The sequence below is a fragment of the Isoptericola sp. NPDC060185 genome (genome assembly GCF_042728595.1).
GTDB lineage: Bacteria > Actinomycetota > Actinomycetes > Actinomycetales > Cellulomonadaceae > Isoptericola.
In genome coordinates this window covers 1-24,145 of record NZ_JBHWYY010000018.1, presented here as the reverse complement: position 1 = coordinate 24,145, position 24,145 = coordinate 1, and the positions used below count along the sequence as shown (strand labels likewise).

Here is a 24,145-nt window from a genome sequence, read left to right as displayed (position 1 = left end):
CCGGCCTCGCGCGAGGCCGGGGCTCCTGCGTCGTCGCGGCCCGCCGGAGTCAGCCGAGCGTCACCGCGTCGAGGGCGTCGGCGATGCCGTCCCCGAAGAAGCTGTTCTCCTCCGGGGTGCCGACGCACACCGGACCGGCGCCCGTCGTCCCGCACGGACGGTCGTCCGCCTGGTCGCGCACGGCCTGCTCCAGCATCGCGGGCGTCCAGCCGGGGTGCGCGGACTTCATGAGCGCGAGCACGCCCGCCACGTGCGGCGACGCCATCGACGTGCCGCTCTTGAGGCCCCAGCCGCCGGGCACCGTCGACAGGATCGAGCTGCCCGGGGCCGCGACGTCGATCTTGCCGAGGCCGCGGTTCGAGAACGAGCTCAACGCGCCCGTGCGCGTCACGGACGACACCGTGACGACGCCGTCCGCCTCCGTCGGGAGGTCCTCGCAGCCCGAGTTGATGGTGCGGTCCACGGCCGTCGAGTCGTTGGGGCTGGCCGTGTCCCGGGTGTTGGTCGCCAGGTCGGCGGCCGAGTTGCCGGCCGCCGCCGCGTGCACGGCGCCGTGGTCGGTGGAGAAGTCGATCGCGCGGCGCACGGCCTGCTTCACCGCCGCCTGGTCGGGCTGGTCGTCGCACCAGTACTCGAACGGGTCGATGTAGTACGAGTTGTTGGTGACGTCCACCCCGTGCAGGCCTGCCCAGACGAAGCCGCAGACGGCGTACTCGGGGTAGATGAAGCCGTCGTCGTTGACGACCTTCACCGACGCCAGCCGGACCCCGGGGGCGACGCCCACGACGCCGACACCGTTGTCCGCGGCCGCGATGGTGCCGGCCACGTGGGTGCCGTGGTCGGACGTCGTGGGCAGCCAGCCCGTGGGCGACGTGTCAGGGCGGCCGGCCGCCGTGCAGTTCACCGACGCCGCGGCGTCGACCTGTGAGGCGAGGTCGGGGTGGCTGGCGTCGATGCCGGAGTCGAGCACGCCCACCAGCACGTCCTTCGACCCCGGGTTCACGGCGATCGCCTGGTCGGCCTTGATCATCGCCATGTCCCACTGGGTGGCCTCGCCCGGGTCGGCGGCCGTGACCGCCGTGCCGTCGGAGACGTCCGCCCCCGGCTCCTTGGTCACCGTGGCCTCGCGGGGGCCGCCCTTCGCGCCCGGCACGTCCGCGACGGCGGACGGCGTCGCCTCCGAGACGGGGACCGTGCGCGTCAAGCCCACGGACTCGACCGCGTGGCCGCGCGCGAGCCGCACGACGTCGGCACGGAAGTCGGCGCGGGCCGCGTGCGCGACGACCACACCGATCTCGGGCCAGGACTGCACGACGACGCCGCCCGCGTCGCGCACCGCGCGCTCGGCGAGCATGGTCTGGCCGGGGTTGGCGTGCTTGGCGTTGACGACGTACGAGAACGTCTGCCCGTCCGGCGTGGCGACCGGCACCGGGGTGGACGGTGGTTCGTCCGGTGTGTCGACGGCGACGGCGACGTTGCCGGCACCGGCGATCAGGAGGGCTGCGGCGGCTCCGACGGCGGCCAGACGCGCGCGACTCGTGGTGCGCATGGTCATGTCTCCCCTTCGTTGGGCACGGCCGCGTCGTTGCGGCCGTCAGGGGTGACAGTAGGACGGGAACGCCGCGTGCGTGCGGTGACCGCCGTCGTCGCAGGTCAGGGCCGGACGCTACGGGCGGGCGGCCCCGGCCAGCAGCCCGGTGCCCGCCCCGGACGCCAGGGACGCGGCGGACTCCCGGCGTCGCAGGAAGGGCGACGCGTCGAGCAGGGGCCGGTAGTCGTACTCGATCGGGTCGCCGTCGAACGACAGGGAGTCGCGGAGCCGCTCCGCGGTGACGGGCCCGCCCGTGAGGTCGAAGGACTGCGGGTTGCGGAACTTCTCCACCGAGGCGAAGTAGTCGTAGAACTTGTAGACGCCGCCGCGCGGCGAGCCCGACGCCAGCCACGCGCTGGGGATGCCGTAGGCGTCGGCGACGATGAGCCCGTGCAGGGACGACGTGACGATCCGCCGGCACGCGAGCAGCTCCCGCACCACGGCCTCGACGTCGCTCCGCGCGAAGTCGATCAGCTTCACGCCGGGCCCGAACGTCGCCTTCGCCCAGCGGCGCTCGCTCCACCGCACCACGACGCCGTACTCGTGCGTGACCGGCACCTTCGGCATGTAGTACAGCGGGAGCAGCAGGGCCGGGTCGCCGTAGACCTCCGGCACGTCGATGCCGAACCCCTTGGACGCGCCGAGCTTCGCCCGCGTCAGCGGACCGCGGACCGCGGTGTACTGCGCGTCGGGCGACACCTCGTTCTTGCCCTCCGTTCCGTACGTGCCGCTGCCCCACACGACGGAGTGCGCCGTCGCCTGGTTGATGATCGAGCCGATCACCACGTAGTGCGGCTCCTTGCGGTCCGCGACCACGACCTTCTTGCCCGTCATCTTCTTTACGAGCCACGGCGAGAGCAGGTCGCCGAAGTTCGGGCGGTACGTGAAGTAGTTGAGCGGCACCTTGCCGTCCACCTCGATGAGGTCCGCCACCTCGTAGTCGTCCAGCAGGTGGCGCGAGCGCCGTGTGCCGAACGTGTCCGGGACCCGGCGGCCGAGGCTGGTCCGGGCCGCTCGGTCGAGGCGGGCCCGGACGGAGGGGAAGGTCGGCATAGGGGTGCTCCATGGGTTGGCTTTCTTCACTATTCCGATCAGACTACACGGATAAACGGAGGCTCCGGGGCGGTCGACCTCCGCCGTTAGGATGGCTGCGCCCGTCCCCTCCACGAAGGTCTCCGCCTGTGCCCCTGCTCCGCGATCTCAAGACGATGTCCGGCCTGGTGCGCTCGACGCTCGACCGGCGGCAGGCACGGATCGAGTGGAGCCGCCACGAGGCGGTGCACCACACCGCGGACCAGAAGTTCGAGGTGGTGATCTTCTTCGCCGACCCGCCGGTCAACCTGTACCAGGTGCGGCAGTGGTACGAGCCCATGCGCCGGCTCGCGGAGAAGCACCCCGTCGTCGTGCTGACGCGCGACGTGCTGACGGCGGTCGCGCTCACCCGGGAGTGCCCGCTGCCCGTCGTGCTCCAGCCGACCGTCGCGGAGACCGAGGACTGGATGGCGCGGCAGTCGGTGGGCATCGTGTTCTACGTCAACCAGAACATGACGAACTTCCGCATGCTGCGTTTCCGCGACCCGGCGCACATCTTCATCAGCCACGGCGAGTCCGACAAGGACTACATGGCCTCGAACCAGCTCAAGGCCTACGACTACACGTACATCGCCGGGCAGGCCGCGTACGAGCGCATCGGCCGGCGGCTCGTGGACTACGACCGCGACACGCGCCTGGTGCGCGTCGGCCGGCCGCAGGTCGACGTCGACTACGAGGGGCCGGCCCTGCCCGACGACGGCCGGACGGTGGTGCTGTACGCACCCACCTGGGAGGGTGACCGTCCGTCGATGCGCTACTCGTCGCTGGCGTCGCACGCCGGCCCGATGCTCGACGCCCTCCTCGCCACGGGGACGCACCGCGTGATCTACCGGCCGCACCCGCGGACGGGCGCCTTCGCCCCTCGGTACAAGGAGCTGCACCGCGCGGTCGTGGCCAAGCTCGAGGCGGCGAACCGCGCCGACCCCGCGGCCGGGCACGTCGTGGACACCGACTCGGCGTTCGGCTGGCACCTCAAGGCCGCCGACGTGTGCGTCGCCGACATCTCCGCCGTGGCCTTCGACTGGCTCGCGACCGGCAAGCCGCTGCTGCTCACCGAGCCCGCCGACCCGGCCACCGAGGTGGACCGGGAGGGCATCGCCGGCCTGCTGCGCACGTTCCGCGCCGAGGACGCCGGGAACGTGCTCGCCGCGATCGACGCCGTCGCGGACGGTGGCGACCACCACCGCTACCAGCAGATCGTCGAGCGGTACTTCGGGGACGTCACCCCGGGCGCCTCGCTGCAGCGGTTCGTGGACGCGAGCGACCAGATCCTCGCGCGCCGCGCCGCCCTGCGGGACTGAGACGCGGCCGCGGGGCACCCTTCCCCCGGGCCGAGGTCGTCGTCATGATGTGAGGCATGTCACCTCACGCACGGCGCCCTCGGACCCGCACCACCAGGCACGAGCTGCTCACCGGGCTGCACCGGCGGCTGCGACCCCGCACGTACCTGGAGATCGGAGTCGCCAACGGGTCGAGCCTCCAGCTCTCGTCGGTGCCCAGCGTCGCGATCGACCCGGCCTACTCGGTCACCAAGGAGCTCGGCGCCCGCGTCCGGCTCGCGCGCACCACCAGCGACGAGTACTTCGCCACGACCGACCCGAAGAAGTGGCTCGGCGGGCCGGTGGAGCTCGCCTTCATCGACGGCATGCACCTGTTCGAGTACGCCCTGCGCGACTTCATCAATGTGGAGAAGCACTGCCGGTGGTCCAGCGTCGTCGTGCTCGACGACATGCTGCCGCGCGACGTCGACGAGGCGGCCCGTGACCGTCACACCAGCGCCTGGACGGGCGACGTGTTCCGGGTCGCGGACGTGCTGCGCGACCTGCGGCCCGACCTCACCGTGCTCCCCGTGGACACCGCCCCCACCGGGACCGTCGTGGTGCTCGGCCTCGACCCGACGAGCACCGTGCTGTCCGACGGCTACGACCGGATCGTCGCCGACTACACCCAGGACGACCCGCAGCCGGTACCGCAGGACGTCCTCGACCGGACGGGCGCGTGGGACGCGCAGCGGCTGCTCGGCCGCCCCGTGTGGGGGCTGCTGCACCGCGGCGACCGGCCGTGGCGGCGGCGCGAGCGGGGCCTGGCCGAGATCCGGCAGGCGCTCGGGGAGCCGGCCGCGTACCGACGGCGGCGGCGCGCCGCCCGGGAGTGGGCACAGTCTCAGCTAGGCCGGGCCAGGCCGACGGCTTGAGCCCCGGGCCGGGCGTGCTGGTGCCGAAAGTCCAGGTACCGACGACTCGGTAGCCTTACCGCATGCGCGGAATCATCCTGGCTGGTGGCAGCGGCACCCGGCTGCACCCGATCACCCTCGGGGTGAGCAAGCAGCTCGTGCCGGTCTACGACAAGCCGATGATCTTCTACCCGCTCTCGACGCTGATGCTCGCGGGCATCCGGGACGTGCTGGTGATCACGACGCCGCACGATGCCGAGCAGTTTCGGCGACTGCTGGGCGACGGGTCGCAGTTCGGGATCTCGATCTCCTACGCGGTGCAGCAGGAGCCGAACGGGCTGGCGCAGGCATTCGTGCTGGGCGAGGAGTTCATCGGGTCGGACGCTGCGGCCCTGGTGCTGGGCGACAACATCTTCTACGGGCAGGGGCTGGGCGACCAGCTGCAGAAGTTCACGTCCGTCGATGGTGGCGCCGTCTTCGCCTACCGGGTCGCGGACCCGACGGCGTACGGCGTGGTCGAGTTCGACGCCGACATGCGTGCGGTCTCCCTCGAGGAGAAGCCGGCGCAGCCGAAGTCGAACTATGCCGTGCCGGGCCTTTACTTCTACGACAACGACGTCGTCGAGATCGCCAAGAACCTGCAGCCGTCGGCGCGCGGCGAGTACGAGATCACCGACGTCAACCGTGCCTACCTCGACCGCGGCGACCTGCGGGTGGAGGTGCTCCCGCGCGGCACGGCCTGGCTCGACACGGGCACGTTCGACTCGCTCCTGGAGGCGTCCGACTTCGTCCGCACGATCGAGAGCCGCCAGGGGCTCAAGGTGGGCGCGCCCGAGGAGGTCGCGTGGCGTCGCGGGTTCCTGACGGACGACGAGCTGCGCGAGCGTGCCGAGAAGCTGACCAAGTCCGGGTACGGCACCTACCTGCTGGGCCTGCTGGAGGAGTAGCCCGGCAGGCTCAGGCGAGAACGTCGGCCGCGGCGGCGTCCCACCGCGCGGCCCAGTCGCCGATCGGCTCGACCCCGACGGCCCGCAGGGCGTCGTGACCGAGCACCGACCAGGCCGGCCGAGGAGCGGGACGCACGAACGCAGCCGACGTCGTGGGCTCCAACGGCGTGCTCAGCCCCGCCGACGCCAGGATCCGGCCCGTGAACCCGAACCACGACGTCTGCCCCGACGCCGTGCCGTGATACGTCCCCGCCGGCGCTCCCGCCTCCACCAGACGGACGATCAGATCGGCCAGGTCACGCGTCCACGTCGGCTGACCCACCTGGTCGTCCACCACCGCCAACCGATCCTTCTCCGCACCCAGGCGCGCCATCGTCCTCGGGAAGCAGGCCCCGTACGCCCCGTACAACCACGCCGTCCGCACGATCAGATGGTCGGGCGCCTCCGCCCGCACCGCCCACTCCCCCGCCGCCTTGGTCCGCCCGTACGCCGACACCGGCCTCATCGGGGCATCCTCCGCGTACGGCTGGGTGGCCGCACCGTCGAACACGTAGTCCGTGGACACCTGCACCAGCCGCGCCCCCGCCGCGTGCGCCGCCCTCGCCAGGTGCGCCGCGCCGACCGCGTTCACCCCGAACGCGTCCGCCTCCCGCGCCTCCGCGTCGTCCACCGCCGTCCACGCCGCGCAGTTCACCACCACGTCCACGTCACGCACGGCGGCCGCCACCGCGGCCGCGTCCGTGACGTCCAGCTCGGCCCGGCCCAGTCCGACGACGTCCCCGCCGACGACTCGAAGGCGGGCCAGCAGATCGGTCCCGAGCATCCCCGCCGCGCCGACGACCAGCCAACGGCGACGAGCAGGAACGGCAGGCGGCGTGGTCGTCGTCTCGGTCACCGTAGGATCCTACGGCCCCCTCACCGACCGCTGCCCACCCCTGGAGGAGCACCCGTGCAGTTCCGCGAGCTGGCCGTGCCCGGCGCCTACGAGATCACCCCCACCCAGCACGGCGACCCCCGCGGCGTCTTCCTCGAATGGTTCAAAGCCGGCCCCTTCACCGACACCCTCGGCCACCCCCTCGACCTGCAACAGGCCAACGCCTCCGTCTCCGCCGCCGGCGTCCTGCGCGGCATCCACTTCGCCGACGTCCCGCCCGGCCAAGCCAAGTACGTCACCTGCGCCACCGGCGCCGTCCTCGACGTCGTCGTCGACCTCCGCGAAGGCTCCCCCACCTTCGGACACTGGGACTCCGTCCTCCTCGACGACGTCCACCGCCGCGCCATCTACCTCGGCGAAGGCCTCGGCCACGCCTTCATGTCCCTCCAGGACGGTTCCACCGTCCTGTACCTGTGCTCCACCGGCTACAACCCCGCCCACGAGCACGGCATCCACCCCCTGGACCCCGACATCGGCATCGCCTGGCCCACCACCGCCCCCGACGGCACCCCCCTCACACCGCAGCTGTCCGACAAGGACACCACCGCCCCCACCCTCACCCAGGCCAAGGCCCAAGGCCTGCTACCCACCCACCAGGCCGTCCAGGACCACCTCGCGACCCTGCGCGACTGACGCCAGGTCGAGCGAGCACGACGAAGGGCTCCGGAACCGCTGCGCGCGGTGCCGGAGCCCTGTCGTCAACCCTGGCTCTCGCTACTGGCCGGTCCGGGCGTACTTCGCCTCGACGGCGGCCTTCGCCGGCCGCCACCATTCCTCGTGCTCGCGGTACCACTCGACGGTCGCGGCCAGGCCCGAGCGGAAGTCGGTGAACCGCGGGGTCCAGCCGAGCTCGGTGCGCAGCTTCGTGGCGTCGATGGCGTACCGCAGGTCGTGCCCCGCCCGGTCGGTCACGTGGTCGAAGTCGTCCGCGTCGCGCCCGAACAGCTCGTTCAGGGTCCGCACGACCTGCAGGTTGGACGTCTCCCCGTCCGCGCCGATCAGGTAGGTCTCCCCGATGCGGCCGCGGTCGACGATCGCCCACACCGCGGCGTTGTGGTCGGCCACGTGGATCCAGTCGCGCACGTTCGCCCCCGCCCCGTATACACGAGGACGCACCCCGTCGATGAGGTTGGTGACCTGCCGCGGGATGAACTTCTCCACGTGCTGGTTCGGGCCGTAGTTGTTCGAACAGTTCGAGATCGTCGCCTCGACGCCGAACGAGCGCACCCACGCGCGCACCAGCAGGTCCGAGCCCGCCTTCGACGCCGAGTACGGGCTCGACGGGTTGTACGGCGTCGAGGGCGTGAACTTCGCCGGGTCGTCCAGCGCCAGGTCCCCGTACACCTCGTCCGTCGAGATGTGGTGATACCGCACCCCGTGACGGCGCACCGCCTCCAGCAGCGTGAACGTGCCCACCACGTTCGTCTGCACGAACGGCGACGGATCCGTCAGCGAGTTGTCGTTGTGCGACTCCGCCGCGAAGTGCACCACCACGTCCGCGTCCGCCACCAGGCCGTCGACCAGGTCGGCGTCCGTGACCGACCCCTGCACGAACCTGATCCGGTCCGCGACCGGGTCCAGCGACGACCGGTCCCCGGCATACGTCAACGCGTCCAGCACCGTCACCACGGCCTCCGGCCGCTCACGCACCGTCTGCTGCACGAAGTTCGCCCCGATGAACCCGGCACCGCCCGTCACGAGAACACGCATGAATGACCCCTCAGAACAATTCGGACGGACAAGGAACGCCTGGAGACGAGAAGGACGTCGGATTCCCCTCGGGGGCAATCCGCCACATCGTCCCGCTCCCGCCAGAGCGAGGCGTCGAACTCAGAACGAGCGCAACAACGCCTCGAGCTCACCGCTGTGGCGAGAAAAGTCGAACGACCAGTCAGACTTGTAGGCCGCCTCGGACCAGCCGCCCGGCGGGTGCGCGGTCGTCGGCGTGTTCCAGAAGTAGTGCATGTCGATCCCGAGAGGCAGCGCGATCAGCACCTCGTTGCGGGCGGTGTACGCCTCCTGCGTCAGCACGATCATGTGCTCGAGCTGCTCGGAGAAGACCGCGTTGAACATCGCTGACCCGCCGAACCCTGCCACGACTCGGGCGTTCGCGAAGATCTCCGCCTGCCGACCGAGCGAGTAGTCCTCGGGGTAGATCACCTCGAACCCTGCTGCGGCGAAAAACTCCTCCACGTCGACGCGATTGAGGCAGCGCCGGTTCCCGAGCGAGTCCTTTCGCGAGACGAAGACGCGATCCCACGTCGCACCCTGCTCCGTGATCAATCCGTCTCGAATGCGTCCCCACACCGCCCGGATCTCCGGGTGCACGTAGTAGGGCCGGGCATTGTGGAACATCGGCGTCGCCCCGTACATCGACTCGAGGTACACCGGGTGATCGATCGTGACGAGGTCTTCCTCGGCGATGCCGTACGCCCTGAGGATCGACCGTTCGAGGTCGGGCTCCCGTTCGGCCGCAAACCTGAGCCGGATGATCGCCTTGAGGTCCGGGTCCTGTGCCTTCGCCCGGTCCCAGCCCCAGAGTCGTGAGATGACCTCCGTCATGAGGTGCCCGTAGTGACCGGAGTTCTCCGAGTCGAGCATGTAGTACGAGCCCGGGAGCGTCTCGGTGGGCTGGACGTGCTGCGGGATCCGCGCGAAGTCCTTGTCCACCTGGATGAGTCGGGGATTGTGCCGGTTGGACAGGTGGTGGCGGAAGGAGTCGGGGAGGATCTCGTTGGCGGAGAACGTCAGCGCGTTGCTCACGAGCCCGATCCGGCCTGTGTAGTGGCGCAGGTGCATCGGGGGGACCTCGACCGTGGTCTCCAGCCCTGCCAACGGAGCCGAAGCCCCGTGCGACGTCACCGTCGTGGCGGAATCGAATCGCTGCTCGCGCAGCTTCGTCAGCTCACGAACCGTCGTGGTCTGGTCGTTCCGTGTCGTGATCATCCGGTTCGCCCAGTGATCTGTGAGCTTGAGGTAGTGGCGCCCGTTCTTGCGCACCACGATCTCCTCACGGTCCAGGCGCACCTCTGCGACCGCACGGGACAGTTCCGGGAAGTCGTCGTCGGGCTCACCCACGGAGAGCGCGCGAGCAAACTTCACCAGCCGCTTCTCCAGCGGGTTGCCGGCCCCGTAGGCCCTGAACCCCGATCGCGGAATGACGTACTCGCCGTCGGGCGCCAGATGGAAGAGCAGCTTGCGGAGCGACGCCTCGTGCTCCTTGGGCCACCTGACCCGGGTGTCGACGATGCGGTCGACGGGACCGTGCAGCTTGAGGAACCAATGGACGTTCGATTCCTTCGCCAGGGTCAGGTACCGCTGGCGCGTGCCGTCCAACCACCACTCGTCGTAGGGCTTCGGCGCGACCACGAAGAGCTCGTCGTCCCGGTACCGGTCGATGACGGCACGCAGCACGTCGGGGGGACCATCATCAGCAACGACAAAGACCCTGCGGCGCTCGGCCCCACCGCTTCCGCGGCCGAGCCGAACTCGACGTCTGGCCGCCGCTGCCGATCGTCGGAGGTCCGCCTTGGCCGCAGCAGCAGCCAGCACCCCTCGACGCGAACGGTGCTCGCCCCGGTCGTCATCCACTCGTACCTCCACCTGTCGTGATCGCAGCGATTATGACCGACTTGGCGATCGCACGCGTAGGTCGAAGGACACGGCAGGATCACCGCTACCATGTCCCGTTGGTTCTGTACCCCATCGAAGGTTCTCCCGTGGCACTGACCGCTCTCCGCCCGCACCCCGTCCCGGCGTCCGCGTCGTGAGCCAGACCCTCGACGCGCCCGAGCGCACCACCGCGCCCCGGCCCCCCGCGAAGGTCCTGCGGTACGAGATCCAGGCGCTCCGCGCGCTCGCGGTGCTCCTCGTGGTGCTGTTCCACTTCTGGCCGGGTCGCCTGCCGGGCGGGTACGTGGGCGTGGACGTCTTCTTCGTGATCTCGGGCTTCCTCATCACCGGCCACCTCCTGCGGGAGGTCGAGTCCACCGGCACCGTCGCCCTCGGGAGGTTCTGGGCGCGCCGCGCGCGGCGCCTGCTGCCCGCGGCCTACATGGTGATCGCGGTGTCCGTCGTGGTGACGCTGCTGGTCGTGCCCATGACGCAGTGGCACCAGTGGTTCCGCGAGGCCATCGGCGCCACCCTCTACGTGGAGAACTGGGTGCTCGCCGCGGACTCGGTGGACTACCTCGCCGCCGAGAACGCCCCCTCGCCGGTCCAGCACTACTGGTCCCTCTCGGCCGAGGAGCAGTTCTACCTGGTCTGGCCGGTGCTCGTGCTGGTCGCCGCGCTCCTCGCGGCGCGCGCCGGCCGCTCGCGCCGCCGCGTGACGGGCGCCGTCCTGGCCGTCGCCACCCTCGCGTCCTTCGGCTACTCGCTGTGGCTCACCACGACCAACCCCGCCTCCGCGTACTTCGTCACCACGACGCGTGCCTGGCAGTTCGGGGCCGGCGCCCTCCTCGCCGTCGTCCTCGCGCGGTCGGCGCCAGCCCTGCTCGGCGCCCGGTGGCGTGTGCTCGTCAGCTGGGCCGGGCTCGCCGCGATCGCGGCGTGCGGACTGTTCTACGACGCGAAGACGCCGTTCCCCGGGACCGCGGCCCTGCTGCCCGTGGTCGCCACCCTCGCCGTCATCTGGGCCGGGACGCCGTCCGGCCCCCTCAGCCCGACCCCGCTCATGCGCTGGCGCCCCGTGCAGTACACCGGGGAGATCTCGTACTCCCTGTACCTGTGGCACTGGCCGGCGATCGTGATCCTGCCGTACGTCCTCGGGCACACGCCCGGCCTCCTCGAGCGGGTCGCCCTGCTCGTGGCGGTGCTGATGCTGTCCATGCTGTCCAAGCGGTACGTGGAGGACACCTTCCGGTTCACCCGCCGCTGGGGGCTGCAGGGCACCGGGCGCGCCCTCGGGCTCACCGCCGCCGTCGCCGCCGTCCTCGCCCTCGTGGCCGGTGCCGGCCTGGCCGTCGCCGACCACCGCACGCAGCAGCAAGAGGAGCTCGCGGCCCGGCTCGTCGCCGACATGCCGCCGTGCTTCGGCGCCGGATCCATGGACCCGGAGAAGCCCTGCGACAACCCCGACCTGGACGGCATGCTCGTCCCCGCCCCCGAGGCCGTCGGCGGCGACTACGCCGACTACCCCGACTGCTGGGTCGAGGGCAACGAGGACCGCCTCAAGGAGTGCTCGTTCGGGCCCGTGGACGACCCCGACGTCCCGCACGTCGTCCTCATCGGCGACTCGCACGCCCGCGCCATGCTGCCCGCGTTCATCGCGCTCGCGGAGAAGGGCACGATCAGCCTGACCCCGCAGCTCAAGGCCACCTGCGCGTGGACCACGGGGACGATCAACTACGACGACCCGCAGCGCTCCGCGACGTGCGAGACGTGGAAGGACCAGCTCGCTCCCTGGCTCGTGGACCACGCCGAGGACATCGACCTGATCGTCACGACCGGCTACCTCAAGATGCTCTCCGGCGACGCCGACCAGCAGCGTGACCAGATGGTGGCGGCGTGGCGGCCGGTCGCGGAGAAGGACGTGCCGATCGTGGCGCTCGGGGACAACCCCTGGCACCGCACGGGTCCTTCGAAGTGCCTCGAGCAGCTCGACGTGATCGAGCCCGACAGCTGCGACACGACGCGGGCGAAGGCCTTCCCGTTCCCCAACACGTTCAAGGCCTCCGCGCAGGAGGTCCGCGGCGCGAAGTACGTCGACCTGACGGACTTCTACTGCGACGACACGACGTGCCCGTCCGTGATCGGGGGCGTCAACGTCTACCGGGACAACAGCCACCTCACCACCACGTACACCAAGACGATGGCGCCGTACGTGCTCCGCGAGCTGCGGAAGGTGGGCGCGCTGTCCTGACGGCCGCGCGCCCACCGCGCCGCGTCAGTCGCGCAGCGTCCAAGGCCAGTCGTAGAACGGGTCGGCCACCGACCAGCCGGCGCCGTACCGCTCCTCGAGGAACGCCTCGGGCCGCGCCGGCACGAGCAGGTCGTGGCCCTTGAACGAGAACGTCCGCGGCGGCAGGACGATGTCGGTGTCGATCGTGCGGAGCTGCATCTTCTCCATGTGCAGCGCCGTCGACGCGCCGCCGACGAACAGCGGGAACACGTCCACGTGGAGCTTGGTCTCCGGGTCGTGCAGGTGGAAGTTCGTGTAGGTGTTCGGGCGCGACACCCTCCAGCCCTTCCCCTGCAGCCGCTCGCGGAGCTCGGCGAGCAGGGGCTCGCCCTCCGCCCGGCCGGGCGCGTCGAGGGGCACCATGAGGTCGACGTCGTCGTCGTGCGCCAGGAAGTCCCCCTCGCGCACGGCGCCCAGCAGCGTCCCGTAGGCGAGCATCGTCGGGTACCCGCACGACTCGAGGACCGCGGACGCGTGCTCGATGGTCGCGATGTAGTCGTCCGACCGCTCCCGCAGCCCGCCCACGTCGACGATCCCGTGCCGCGTGAGCACCGCCCGCGGCGCGCCCAGGACCTCGCCCGCCCGGTTGACCTCGTCGCCGAGCCGGTGGAGGTCGGCCTTCGAGCGCAGGACGAACTGGAAGGCCCGCATGGACGTGGCGGTCCCCGGTGCCCGGTGCCGCTCCGCCGCCAGCAGGTGGCCGAGCAGCGCCCACTCGTCGTCGGAGAGCTCGACGTCGTCGTCCGGGCGCTCCGTCGGCAGCAGCTGCGCCAGCAGCCGCTGCTCCGCCGGGTCCGCCGTCAGCAGCCCCGTACGGGCCCGCTCGGCGAGCCGCGCGAGGACGTCCGCGCGTGCCGCGCCGGCGGCCTCCGCCGAGGCGAGGACCGCCTCGTCCACCGGCGCCCCGCCGATCCGGGACAGGACGTCGAGCGTGTGGCGGACCACCCGGTCGGAGTCCACCGTGACGACGACGTCGGGGCCGTCGGCTCCGCGGCCGACCGCGACGCTCAGCGCCCGCGTGCGGATGCCGTACCCGTCGAGGCGGTTGTAGACGCGCACCTCGTCGGCGTCGACGGGCGGGTCGAAACGCACGGTCCACCACGGGCCGGTCTCGCGCGCGGTCCGGATGCCGCCGAGGCCGAACGGGGACCGGTCGTCCTTGGTCACGTCGGAGCTCTGCGTCACCGTCGCCGTCGACAGGTCGACCTCCACGCGCTTCCCACGGCGGAAGAGCTCCAGGCCGCGCAGGTCGAGCTGGTGCTGCCCCTCCCGGGGGAGCGAGAAGCGCACCTCCTCCACCGGAGCCGCGAACCGGACCGGCAGGTAGTTCGCCCCGATGCCGCCGAAGTACCCCAGCGACGGCAGGAGCACGCGGGTGCCGCCCTGGCTCGCCAGCGTGCTCGGCTCCCGCCGGGGCAGGCGCTCGGTGTGTCGACGCGGCGCGCCCCTCCGATGCAGGAGCGGGCTCGCGTCGAGGAGCGCCCGGTGGTCGAACCGGATCGGGTCGTCCGCGAACGTGAAGGTCTCGTCGAGCAGCTCGCGGGTCACCGGCTGGGCCGCGAGGTCGAACCGGTGCGGGGCCCGGAGCTTCTGGACGGCCCCGAAGTAGTCGTAGAACGGGAACGCGCCCCCACGGGGGGCGTCGGACTCCAGCCACGCGCTCGGGATGCCGTAGGCGTCGGCGACCACGAGCCCGTGCAGCACCGACGACACGATGCGCCGGCAGGACAGGATGTCGCGGAGCACGGCCTCGACGTCGACGCGCCCGGCGTCGATGAGCAGGACGCCCGGGCCGTAGGTCGCCTCGGCCCAGCGCCGCTCGTTCCAGCTGACGACCACACCGACGTCGTGCGTCACCGGCACCTCAGGGGCGTGCACCAGCGGGAGGAGCAGCGCCGGATCGCCGTACACGGCCGGGACGGGGATGCCGAACCCCTTGGCCGCCGACAGCTTGGCCCGGGTCAGCGGGCCGCGGACGGCGGTGTACGCCGCGGCGGCGGGCACCTCCGTCACGTCCTCGGTCCCGTAGACGCCCGTACCCCAGAAGATCGTCTCGTCGGTGCCCTGGTTGATCACCGAGCCGATGACGCCGTAGTGCGGCCGAGACCGGTCCGCCACCATCGTCGCGCGGCCGGTGAGCCGCCCGACGAGCCACGGCGACAGGGCGTCGCCAAAGCTGGAGCGGAACGTGAAGTGGTTGACCGGCACCTTGCCGTCCACCAGGACGAGGTCGTCCGCCACCTCGTAGTCGTCGAGCAGTCGCAACGCGCGCAGCGCCTCGACGGCGTCCGGACGTCGGCGTCCTTCGCCGGCCCTCCGCACCACCTGACCGAGCCTGGACCGGGCAGAACGATAGATCGACATGATGTGCTCCGGTGCTGGGGGTCGGTCAGTGGCTCAGGCCAGTCGCGTCGAGCACGCGGGCCGACGCGGCGCCGTCGTCGCGCGGTGCGAACTCAGCGACGAACCTATCGTGCGCGGCGCCCCACGCGGACCAGTGGTCGGCGCCCAGCGCAGCCACCAGCTCGCCCGTGTCCGCGCAGAGCGGGCCGGGCGCCACGTCGACGAGGTCGCGGTAGAACCCCCGCGTCTTCGACCCGTACAGCTCCAGGTCCGGCACCAGGAGGTAGATCGGCCGCCGCAGGACCCCGTAGTCGAACATGATCGACGAGTAGTCCGTCACCAGGGCGTCCGACGCGAGCATGAGCTCGTTGACGTCGGGGTGGTGCGTCACGTCGATGACGCCGTCCGGCAGGTCGCTCGACGAGCCGGCCGTGTTCGAGTGCCCCCGGTAGAGCACCACGGTGCGCGGCCCGGCCGCGCGGCGCAGCTCGTCGAAGTCGAGGAACGCGACCCGGCCGTACCGGGCGCCCTCCTTGATGTTGTCCCGCCACGTCGGCGCGTACAGGAGCACCCGCACGTCGTCGTCGAGGCCGAACCGCTCACGGACCGCGGCGCGCGTGGCCGCCGCGGTGTCGTCGACCAGGGAGTCGTTGCGCGGGTAGCCCTCGGTGACGATCCTGCCGTCGTAGCCGAACGCCCCCGGGAAGATCTCGGCCGAGTACGCGTTCTGCGCGAGCAGGAAGTCCCAGCTCTGCGCCTCGCGGACCATGAGCCGGCGGTAGGTGAGGGTGAGGTTCGCCCCCGGCACGTCGTTGCCGATGCGCTTGAGCGGCGTCCCGTGCCACGTCTGCAGGTAGGTCTGGTGCGGCAGCTTGCGGAAGTACCACGGCCAGTTGTTGTTGTTGACCAGCAGCGTGGCGCGCTCCAGCAGGTCGTACCAGGCCGTCGAGTAGCGCAGCACCGGGGTGGCCCACTCCGGCACCGGAGTCGACAGGCACGCGACGGACCAGTACTGCGGCCGGGCGTCCCGCCGGCGGTGCAGCTCGCGGCTCAGCGCGAGGGGTGAGTCGCCGACCGTCCGGCCGCCGAACGACTCGAGCAGCACCGCGTCCAGCGGCTCCTGCTCGGCGCGGCGGTACCGCAGGTACAGGAGGTGCTGCGCCCGGCGGCTCCGCTCGCCGTCGTCGAGCGCGGTGCGCAGGCGCACGCTCACCGACCCGATCTTCGGGGTCGCCGAGACCGACGCCGACACGACCCCGTCCGTGAGCTCGAGCTGCAGGGACCGCAGGAGGCGCGCCGCCGCGCGCGGGCGCATCACGACGTCGCCCACCGACAGGACCATGACGAAGCTCACGGACTTCGACAGCGTGCTGCCGACGGCGTCGGTGATCGGGAGCACGACGTCGAACGCGCCGTCGGCGTCGAGGTCGAGGCGGACCTCGCTGCCCGCCGCGACCTCGTGCCACAGCGCGAGCGTCAGCTGCTCGCGGGGCAGCTCCTTGGACACGAACGCCCACCCACGGACCCGCAGGCCGTCGCGGCCGAGGCTCAGCTCCTCGATCTCGCCGAGGACGGGGCCGGTCTGCGCGATCACGTTGCCGAACCGGGTGGCGGCGGGCAGCACGCTGGTGCCGGCGACCGGCTCCAGGGTGCTGCTCGGCGCGACCCACGAGAACCGGACCTCGCGGCCGCCCCCGGCGGGCCGGGCGGCGAACACCCAGGTCCGCAGCCCCTCCGTGGGCAGCGCCTCGGGGAGCGTGAACGCGACGACGTCACGGCCGTCCTCGTGCCGCCGCACGCCGGGCACGGTCCACGTCCCGGCCCGGGCGGCGCAGCTGCGGATCTCCGGCGACGCCCCCGGCAGGACCAGCTCGACGCGGCGGCCCGACACCCGGAGGTCCTCGACCGGGACCCGGGCGGGGGTCGTCCGGCGCAGCTCGAGGGCGTCCGTCCCCGCCGGTGCGTCGACGAACCAGCGGCCGGCGGCGTCCAGCGGGCCGAAGACGGGGAGCCGCCCACTCGTCCGGGGGTCCGGCACTGGAAGCGGCGCGACCCGCTCGACGCCCTCCACGCGCACCCCGACCTCGAGGCGGTACGGCGGCGAGACCAGCTCGGCGAGGTCGAACCGCGCCCGGAAGCCGGACGCGGCGTGGTCGTTCCACGGGTCCACCGCGCGCATGTCGATGGTCTCGTCGGTGAAGCGCTCGACCGTGCCCGGCACGCGCCCGCCGTCCTCGGCGACCGCGTCCAGCGTGATCTCGCTCGACGTCCCCGCGAGGTCCACGTACGCGAGGTACGCGCTCCCCTCCACGGTGAGCGACCCGTCGCCCAGCACGACGTCGGCCACGCGGCCCACGATCTCGGCGTCCGGGTCGAGGTCGTCGAGCACCCCGTCCGGCTCCAGCTCCAGCCCCTCGAGGAAGTCCGGTCCGAGGGTGACGTGCCCGTCCCGTGCGATGCCGTGCACCTTCCACGTCATCGACTCCCGCCGGGCCACGAGCTCGGCCACGTCGTCGCGCAGGCCGTGGTACGCCGCCGCGGCGGGCAGCCGGTCGTAGACCGGCACCTCGCGCAGGCGCTCGTACCCCGCCATGTCGAGGAAGCCCTGGACCTCCGTGCGGAGGAAGTCCCAGTACTCGTCGCCAGTGCGCGGCACCTGCTCGTAGTAGAGGCGCATGTCGAAGCCGATGACCTTCGCCTCCCACGCCTGGCGCACGGCGACGGGCGCGTCGCGCATCACCTCGTGCAGCTCGTCGAGCATCCGCCAGCGGCCGGTGAGGTCCTTCATCGTCGACTTCTGCTGCGTGATGGACGACTCGTCGTCCCGGATCCGCCAGTAGCAGACCACGTCCTCGACGATGTCGAACCGACCGTGCAGGTAGGCCTTCGCCGAGGGCACCTGGTCCTCGTAGAGGCCGTCCGGGAAGCCGACGACGACCCGGCGGAAGTACTCGGCCCGGAAGAGCTTCGTCCACGCGAAGACGTTCTTGAGCGCGTCGGGCTCCTCGACGATGGTCACGCCGGTGCGCGTCCGGTCGTGGAGCTTGCGGGCCCATGCGGGCATGTGCCGGCCGCCCGAGGTGTCCCGCAGCAGCGAGCCGACCGCGAAGTCGGAGCCGCTGCGCGTCAGCGACGTGAGCATGACCTCGATCGCGTTCGGCGGCACCGTGTCGTCCGAGTCGACGAAGCAGAGCATCTCGCCGCGCGCGTGCCGCACGCCCGTGTTGCGCGCGGCGCCGAGGCCGCCGTTCTCCTGCTGCACGATCCGCACGCGGCGGTCGCGCGCGGCGATCGCCCGCACCACCGAGATCGAGTCGTCGGGCGAGCCGTCGTCGACCACGACGACCTCGAGGCGCCGGTGCGTCTGCGCGAGGATCGACTCCAGGCACTCCCCCACGTACCGCTCGACGTTGTACACCGGCACGACGACGGACACGAGCGTCCGGCGGCCCGGCCGGCGCAGCTCCGTCACGCGCGCGCGCCAGGAGGCCGGCAGACGACGGTACGTGGACCGCAGGAGGTTCGAAAGCACGGTGGTCATCAACTCGCGATCAGGCGACGGACGGGGCGTCCGTGACGGTCGGGGGCCCTCCCGCGGTCCGGAGGTGTGCGGTCAGGAGGTGTGCGGCCGGGAGGCGGTCGGTCAGGAGGAGTGCGGCAGGGCGCCGATCATCCCCGCCGCGACGGTCTTGTTCGTGGCCTCGTCCACCAGGATGAACGCGCCGGTGCGGCGGTTCTGGCGGTAGGAGTCGACGAACAGGGGCTGCGTGACGCGCAGCTGGATGCGGCCGATCTCGTTGAGCCGGATCTCGGTCGCGTCCTCGTCGCGGTGCAGCGTGTTGACGTCCACGCGGTACTTGACGTCCTTGACCATCGCGCGCGCCCAGCGGGTGGTGTGCTTGATGGCGTACTTCTTGCCCGGCACCAGCGGCGCGGACTCGTCCATCCAGCAGACCATGGCGTCGAGGTCCTGCAGCGCGGCGGGGCTGTTGTTCGGGCGGCAGATCATGTCGCCGCGCGAGATGTCGATCTCGTCGGCGAGCCGCACGGTGACCGACATCGGCGGGAACGCCTCGGTGACGGGGCCGTCGGCGGTGTCGATCGCCTCGATGGTGGTCTCCAGCCCGGAGGGCAGCACGCGCACGGCATCGCCCGGCTTGAGCACGCCGCTCGCGACGGTGCCGGCGTACCCGCGGTAGTCGCGGGCGTCGTGCGACTGCGGCCGGATCACGTACTGCACCGGGAAGCGCACGTCCTGGAGGTTGCGGTCGCTGGCCACGTGCAGGGTCTCGAGGTGGCTGAGCAGCGGCCGGCCGTCGAACCACGGCGTGTTCTCGCTGCGGTTCACCACGTTGTCGCCCACGAGGGCGGAGATCGGGACGAACGTCAGGTCGGGCACGTTGAGGCGCGAGGCGAAGTCCGTGAAGTCCCGGCGGATGTTCTCGAAGACCTCCTCGGAGTAGTCGACGAGGTCCATCTTGTTGACGCACACCACGATGTGCGGCACGCCCAGGAGGGTCGCGAGGAACGTGTGCCGGCGGCTCTGCTCGATGACGCCCTTGCGCGCGTCCACGAGGATGAGCGCGACGTCGGCCGTCGACGCCCCGGTGACCATGTTCCGCGTGTACTGGATGTGGCCGGGGGTGTCCGCGATGATGAACTTGCGCTTCGGCGTCGCGAAGTAGCGGTACGCCACGTCGATCGTGATGCCCTGCTCGCGCTCGGCACGCAGGCCGTCGGTGAGCAGAGCGAGGTCCGTGTAGTCGTTCCCGCGGTCCTTGCTCACCTGCTCGACCGACTCGAGCTGGTCCTCGAAGATCGTCTTCGAGTCGAACAGCAGCCGCCCGATGAGGGTGCTCTTGCCGTCGTCGACGGAGCCCGCCGTGGCGAAGCGCAGCAGGTCGGCCGACGTGTCGACCGCCTGCTGGGAGGCGGCGGACGGGGTCTGGGTCTCGGTGCTCATGGCTTAGAAGTAGCCCTCTCGCTTGCGGTCCTCCATCGCGGCCTCGCTCACCTTGTCGTCGCCACGGGTGGCGCCGCGCTCGGTGAGGCGCACGGCGGCGACCTCCTCGACGATCTCCGCGCGGGTCGACGCGGTCGACGCGACGGCGGCGGTGAGGTTCGCGTCCCCCACCGTCCGGTAGCGCACCGAGCGCACCTCGGAGGTCTCGCCGTCCTTGAGCGGCGTGAACTCGTTGACGGCGAAGAGCATGCCGCCCCGGTCCACGACCTCGCGCTCGGCGGCGAAGTACAGGTCGGGCAGGTCGATCTCCTCGGCCTCGATGTAGGCCCAGATGTCCAGCTCGGTCCAGTTGGACAGCGGGAACACGCGGATCGACTCGCCCTGGTGGACGCGCCCGTTGTACAGGTCCCAGATCTCGGGCCGCTGGTTCTTGGGGTCCCACTGGCCGAAGTCGTCGCGGAAGGAGAACACGCGCTCCTTGGCGCGCGCCTTCTCCTCGTCGCGGCGGCCGCCGCCGAACAGAGCGTCGAAGCCGTTCTTCTCCGCGGCCTCCAGCAGCACCGGGGTCTGGATGCGGTTGCGGGAGCCGTTGGGCTCCTCCTGCACCAGCCCACGGTCGATGGCGTCCTGCACGGACGCCACGACCAGCTGGATGCCGAGCCGCTCGACCCACCGGTCGCGCGTGGCCAGCACGGACGGGAAGTTCAGGCCCGTGTCCACGTGCATGATCGGGAACGGGATCCGCGCAGGCGCGAAGGCCTTGGCGGCGAGGTGCAGCATGACGATGGAGTCCTTGCCGCCCGAGAAGAGCAGACAGGGGCGCTGCATCTCGGCCACCACCTCGCGGATGATGTGGATGCTCTCCGCTTCGAGGCTGCGGAGCTGGCTCAGGACGTGAGACGTCACGACTGGGCACCTTCCTTGATGTCGACCCCGACCGCGGTCAGCGCCGCGCGCAGGCGCGACGCGACGGCCGGGTGGCTGACGAAGAGATCGGGGAGCCAGGGGTCCTGGCGGTTGTACTCGAGCGCGGTGCCGTCCAGGCGGGTGCAGTCCAGGCCGGCGGCGAGCGCGACGGCGACGGGGGCCGCGGAGTCCCACTCGTACTGGCCGCCGCCGTGCACGTACGCGTCGACGGTGCCGTCGACGACGGACACCACCTTCACGCCGGCCGAGCCCATCGGCACGAGCTCGACGTCGCCGCGGGCGGCGAGGTCGCGGACGAACTCCGGCGGGCGGCTGCGGCTCGCGGCGAGGCGCAGCGGGCGGGTGCCGGCGAGCACCGCGCCCGCGTCGGACAGGTCGGCGCCCGTGGCCACGGTGCTGAGGACGGCGTCCCGCGCGGGGAGGCCGACGGCACCGGCGGTGAGGCCGGAGCCCCGCTCCCACAGGGCCACGTGGACCGCGAAGTCGTCGCGCCAGGCGCCGGACAGCTCGCCCTCGGCGTGCCGCTCGGCGAACTCCCGCGTGCCGTCGAGCGGGTCGATGATCCAGACGCGGTCCGCCGTCGCGCGGGCCCCGACGTCCTTCGCCTCCTCCGAGAGGACGGCGTCGTCGGGCCGGGCGTGCGCGAGGGCCCCCGCGAGCCAGGCCTGGCTCGCGGTGTCGCCGGCGTCCTTCAGCCCGGCGGCGACGAAGTCGCCCCCGGCGGCGTCCACCTCGGCCCGCAGACCGAGCAGGACCTCGCCCGCACCGCGCGCGAGAACGACCGCGAGCTCGCCGTCGGGCAGCGCCGGGTCCGGGTAGGACGGGCTGGACTGCGGCATGCGGCTCCTCGGCTGACTGCTCTGGGACGGCGGCCCGACAGGGCCGCGGCCGAGGCTACCATTCCGGGAATGGAGTCCTGAGTGAGCGTTCGCGACAGCGAAATTCGTTTTATCCGATAGGAATGGTGCCCTTTTGAGCGTCGAACTCCCGCTGGTCCTCGGCGGCCTCGTCGTGGGCTTCGTCGTCGGCCTCACCGGGATGGGCGGCGGCGCGCTCATGACGCCGATGCTCATCTTCGTGTTCCGCGTGGACCCGCTCACCGCCGTGTCCTCGGACGTCGTCGCCAGCCTCTTCATGAAGCCCGCCGGCGCGATCGTGCACCTCCGCCGGCGCACCGTGAACCTTCAGCTCGTGCTCTGGCTCTGCATCGGGTCGGTACCCGCGGCGTTCTCCGGTGCGCTCCTCATCCGGTACCTGCCGTTCGGCGACGGCTTCGACGAGGTCCTCAAGAAGGTGCTCGGCGTCGCCCTGCTCATCGCCTCCGCCGGCCTGGTCGTGCGCGCCGTGCTCGGCATGCTCCAGCGCCGCACCGCCCTCGGCGAGGGACCGGCCCGGCCGACCAGCCCCGACGTGGCCGTGCGCAAGGTCCCCACCCTGATCCTCGGCGCCGTCGCCGGGCTGATGGTGGGCCTCACGTCGGTGGGCGCCGGGTCGATCATCATCGTGGTCCTGCTCCTGCTCTACCCCGCGCTCAAGGCGTCGCAGCTCGTCGGCACCGACCTCGTGCAGGCGGTCCCGCTCGTCGCCGCCGCGTCGCTCGGCCATATCCTGTACGGGGACTTCGAGCTGGGGCTCACCACCTCCCTGCTCATCGGCGCGATCCCCGGCGCCTGGTTCGGCGCGCACGTCTCCAGCCGCGCGCCCGGCGGCATCATCCGCCGCGCGCTCGCCATCCTGCTGCTCGCCTCCGGCCTCAAGCTGCTCGGCGCCCCGCTCGGCGTCGTCCTCGCCGCGGCCGTCGGCGCCCTCGTCGTCGGCAACGTGCTGTGGATCGTGGTGCGCGAGCGGATCAAGAAGCTCCCGCCGCGGCCCAAGCCCCTCGGCACCGTCTCCGCCCCCGACATCGAGCCCGAGCCCGCACCGAAGGACGTCACCCCCTCACCATGACCGCCCCCGCCGACCTCACCGCAGACCAGCCCGACGACCTGCCCGCCGCGACGCGCGTCCTGTCCCCCGACGAGCTGGACCTGCTCGAGCTCGCCCTCGGCGGCGGAGCGCCCTGGACCCCGCCGGCGGGGCTTCCCGACGGCCCCGTGACGCTCACCGACGCCGAGAACACCCCCCTCGCCGTCGTCGGCGACGAGGCCGCGCCGCGCGCCGTCAAGCCTTTCGCCCGCGCCGCCGGCCCGCACTGGGACCCGGCGCTGCGCCGCACCGCGGACGACGTCCGGCCCGGCGCGGACGCCGCCCTCGCGATCGTCGTCGCCGAGCCCCCCACACGCTCCGAGCTCGACGCGCTGCCCGCCCTGGCCGCTGACACCGACGCCGTCCTGGTCCTCGTGCCCGCCTCCCGCCGCTCCCCCGCGGCCGGGCACGTGGGCGCGCCCGGCCTGGTCCGCGTCGCGCGCGACGTGGCGGAGCGCCTGCGCGCGACCGGGCGGCGCGCCGAGGTCGTCGTCGTCCCCTGGCCCGCGACCGCCCCCGGCACGCTGCGCTGGCCCGACGTCGCCGCGCGTTACGGCGCCGCGCGCGCCGAGGTCCTGGCCGACCACCGCTCCGTCAGCGAAGGAGAGCGGGTCGCTCGGCTCGGCGCGCTCTGGTCCGACGAGGTCGCCGCCCTCTACGCCGAGCCCGCCGCCGGCGAGCTGGCCCGCGCAGCGCGGACCGCGCGCCGCCGGGGCGCCGTCGTCTTCTTCACGGGGCTGTCCGGCTCCGGCAAGTCGACCGTGGCCCGCGCCCTCGCGGCCGAGCTCGACGACGAGGGCCTGCACACCACGCTGCTCGACGGCGACGAGGTGCGCCACCACCTGTCCAAGGGGCTCGGCTTCGACAAGGCCTCGCGCGAGCTGAACGTGGAACGCATCGGCTACGTCGCGTCGCTCGTGTCGTCGCACGGCGGCGTGGCCGTGGCGGCCCCCATCGCGCCGTTCGCCTCCGGCCGCGCGCGGGTGCGCGAGCTGGCCGAGGCCGCCGGCACGTTCCTGCTGGTGCACGTCAGCACGCCGCTCGAGGTGTGCGAGGCCCGCGACCGCAAGGGCCTCTACGCCAAGGCCCGCCGCGGCGAGATCCCCGAGTTCACCGGGATCTCCTCGCCGTACGAGGAGCCCACGGACGCCGACCTCGTCATCGACACGTCGCAGGTCGACGTCGCCGACGCCGTCGCGCAGGTCCGCGCCGCGCTCGCCGACCGCCTGGGCTGAGCACCGCGCGCCCGCGCCACCCCGGGCAATGTTGTGGGTGGGCTCGTGGCCCTGTCTCGAGTCGAGACAGGGC

At 72.0% G+C, this 24,145-nt stretch carries 17 protein-coding genes; 7 read left to right on the top strand and 10 right to left on the bottom strand.

Annotated features, from left to right (window positions below; all coding sequences use genetic code 11):
• Window positions 1–49 precede the first annotated feature (49 nt).
• A complete protein-coding gene (locus ACFWDO_RS08865; protein WP_380346906.1) occupies window positions 50–1,549 on the bottom strand; it encodes a S8 family serine peptidase in 1,500 nt (499 codons plus the stop codon).
• Window positions 1,550–1,666: 117 nt separating this feature from the next.
• Window positions 1,667–2,644, bottom strand: a complete 978-nt coding sequence (locus ACFWDO_RS08860; protein WP_380324020.1) for a polysaccharide pyruvyl transferase family protein — start codon at window positions 2,642–2,644, stop codon at window positions 1,667–1,669.
• Window positions 2,645–2,772: 128 nt separating this feature from the next.
• Between ACFWDO_RS08860 and ACFWDO_RS08855 the strand changes: the two genes are divergently transcribed.
• The 3 genes from ACFWDO_RS08855 to rfbA all read left to right on the top strand — a co-directional run bounded on the left by ACFWDO_RS08855 (window position 2,773) and on the right by rfbA (window position 5,803).
• On the top strand, window positions 2,773–3,984 hold the full coding sequence (locus ACFWDO_RS08855) for a CDP-glycerol glycerophosphotransferase family protein (RefSeq protein WP_380324017.1): 1,212 nt from the start codon (window positions 2,773–2,775) through the stop codon (window positions 3,982–3,984).
• Between the two features lie 56 nt (window positions 3,985–4,040).
• Entirely contained in the window at window positions 4,041–4,877 is an 837-nt protein-coding gene (locus ACFWDO_RS08850) for a class I SAM-dependent methyltransferase (protein ID WP_380324014.1), read from the top strand.
• A gap of 62 nt (window positions 4,878–4,939) precedes the next feature.
• Window positions 4,940–5,803, top strand: coding sequence for a glucose-1-phosphate thymidylyltransferase RfbA (gene rfbA, locus ACFWDO_RS08845; RefSeq protein ID WP_380324011.1), 864 nt, complete (start codon window positions 4,940–4,942; stop codon window positions 5,801–5,803).
• A 10-nt stretch (window positions 5,804–5,813) separates the two neighbouring features.
• On the opposite strand, the gene rfbD is transcribed toward rfbA, so the two are convergent.
• A complete protein-coding gene (rfbD, locus tag ACFWDO_RS08840) occupies window positions 5,814–6,698 on the bottom strand; it encodes a dTDP-4-dehydrorhamnose reductase (protein WP_380324008.1) in 885 nt (294 codons plus the stop codon).
• 54 nt (window positions 6,699–6,752) lie between these two features.
• On the opposite strand from rfbD, the gene ACFWDO_RS08835 reads away from it, so the two are divergent.
• The gene (locus ACFWDO_RS08835; RefSeq protein WP_380346904.1) at window positions 6,753–7,370 is read left to right on the top strand and encodes a dTDP-4-dehydrorhamnose 3,5-epimerase family protein; all 618 of its coding nucleotides are present in this window, start codon (window positions 6,753–6,755) and stop codon (window positions 7,368–7,370) included.
• A gap of 81 nt (window positions 7,371–7,451) precedes the next feature.
• On the opposite strand, the gene rfbB is transcribed toward ACFWDO_RS08835, so the two are convergent.
• Together rfbB and ACFWDO_RS08825 are read right to left on the bottom strand one after the other, a co-directional pair.
• The gene (gene rfbB, locus ACFWDO_RS08830) at window positions 7,452–8,447 is read right to left on the bottom strand and encodes a dTDP-glucose 4,6-dehydratase (RefSeq protein WP_380346902.1); all 996 of its coding nucleotides are present in this window, start codon (window positions 8,445–8,447) and stop codon (window positions 7,452–7,454) included.
• A gap of 120 nt (window positions 8,448–8,567) precedes the next feature.
• Entirely contained in the window at window positions 8,568–10,328 is a 1,761-nt protein-coding gene (locus ACFWDO_RS08825; protein WP_380323051.1) for a glycosyltransferase family 61 protein, read from the bottom strand.
• A 175-nt stretch (window positions 10,329–10,503) separates the two neighbouring features.
• On the opposite strand from ACFWDO_RS08825, the gene ACFWDO_RS08820 reads away from it, so the two are divergent.
• On the top strand, window positions 10,504–12,600 hold the full coding sequence (locus tag ACFWDO_RS08820) for an acyltransferase family protein (RefSeq protein ID WP_380323048.1): 2,097 nt from the start codon (window positions 10,504–10,506) through the stop codon (window positions 12,598–12,600).
• A 24-nt stretch (window positions 12,601–12,624) separates the two neighbouring features.
• Here ACFWDO_RS08820 and ACFWDO_RS08815 read toward each other — a convergent pair whose 3' ends face one another.
• The 5 genes from ACFWDO_RS08815 to ACFWDO_RS08795 all read right to left on the bottom strand — a co-directional run bounded on the left by ACFWDO_RS08815 (window position 12,625) and on the right by ACFWDO_RS08795 (window position 21,711).
• Window positions 12,625–14,964 (bottom strand): LicD family protein, encoded by a 2,340-nt coding sequence (locus ACFWDO_RS08815; protein ID WP_380323045.1) that lies wholly within the window; start codon window positions 14,962–14,964, stop codon window positions 12,625–12,627.
• A 64-nt stretch (window positions 14,965–15,028) separates the two neighbouring features.
• A complete protein-coding gene (locus ACFWDO_RS08810; protein ID WP_380323042.1) occupies window positions 15,029–18,523 on the bottom strand; it encodes a CDP-glycerol glycerophosphotransferase family protein in 3,495 nt (1,164 codons plus the stop codon).
• Window positions 18,524–18,625: 102 nt separating this feature from the next.
• Entirely contained in the window at window positions 18,626–19,945 is a 1,320-nt protein-coding gene (gene cysN / locus ACFWDO_RS08805; protein WP_380323039.1) for a sulfate adenylyltransferase subunit CysN, read from the bottom strand.
• A 3-nt stretch (window positions 19,946–19,948) separates the two neighbouring features.
• Window positions 19,949–20,851: a sulfate adenylyltransferase subunit CysD gene (gene cysD / locus ACFWDO_RS08800; protein WP_380346900.1), complete on the bottom strand. Its 903-nt coding sequence runs from the start codon at window positions 20,849–20,851 to the stop codon at window positions 19,949–19,951.
• A complete protein-coding gene (locus ACFWDO_RS08795) occupies window positions 20,848–21,711 on the bottom strand; it encodes a 3'(2'),5'-bisphosphate nucleotidase CysQ (RefSeq protein WP_380323033.1) in 864 nt (287 codons plus the stop codon). Before ACFWDO_RS08795 ends, cysD begins: the two co-directional genes overlap by 4 nt.
• 133 nt (window positions 21,712–21,844) lie before the next feature.
• On the opposite strand from ACFWDO_RS08795, the gene ACFWDO_RS08790 reads away from it, so the two are divergent.
• Complete coding sequence (locus ACFWDO_RS08790; protein WP_380323030.1) at window positions 21,845–22,819, top strand: sulfite exporter TauE/SafE family protein; 975 nt, start codon at window positions 21,845–21,847, stop codon at window positions 22,817–22,819.
• Window positions 22,816–24,072: an adenylyl-sulfate kinase gene (cysC, locus tag ACFWDO_RS08785; RefSeq protein WP_380323027.1), complete on the top strand. Its 1,257-nt coding sequence runs from the start codon at window positions 22,816–22,818 to the stop codon at window positions 24,070–24,072. The genes ACFWDO_RS08790 and cysC overlap by 4 nt, the downstream gene beginning before the upstream one ends.
• The last annotated feature ends 73 nt before the right edge of the window (window positions 24,073–24,145 follow it).

What these genes read in the sequence shown, in the direction of transcription:
- ACFWDO_RS08865 (WP_380346906.1), bottom strand. Translation starts at nt 1,549, where the DNA reads ATGCGCACCACGAGTCGCGCGCGTCTGGCCGCCGTCGGAGCCGCCGCA.
- rfbA (WP_380324011.1), top strand. Translation starts at nt 4,940, where the DNA reads ATGCGCGGAATCATCCTGGCTGGTGGCAGCGGCACCCGGCTGCACCCG.
- ACFWDO_RS08810 (WP_380323042.1), bottom strand. Translation starts at nt 18,523, where the DNA reads ATGACCACCGTGCTTTCGAACCTCCTGCGGTCCACGTACCGTCGTCTG.
- ACFWDO_RS08860 (WP_380324020.1), bottom strand. Translation starts at nt 2,644, where the DNA reads ATGCCGACCTTCCCCTCCGTCCGGGCCCGCCTCGACCGAGCGGCCCGG.
- cysN (WP_380323039.1), bottom strand. Translation starts at nt 19,945, where the DNA reads ATGAGCACCGAGACCCAGACCCCGTCCGCCGCCTCCCAGCAGGCGGTC.
- ACFWDO_RS08795 (WP_380323033.1), bottom strand. Translation starts at nt 21,711, where the DNA reads ATGCCGCAGTCCAGCCCGTCCTACCCGGACCCGGCGCTGCCCGACGGC.
- cysC (WP_380323027.1), top strand. Translation starts at nt 22,816, where the DNA reads ATGACCGCCCCCGCCGACCTCACCGCAGACCAGCCCGACGACCTGCCC.
- rfbB (WP_380346902.1), bottom strand. Translation starts at nt 8,447, where the DNA reads ATGCGTGTTCTCGTGACGGGCGGTGCCGGGTTCATCGGGGCGAACTTC.
- ACFWDO_RS08850 (WP_380324014.1), top strand. Translation starts at nt 4,041, where the DNA reads ATGTCACCTCACGCACGGCGCCCTCGGACCCGCACCACCAGGCACGAG.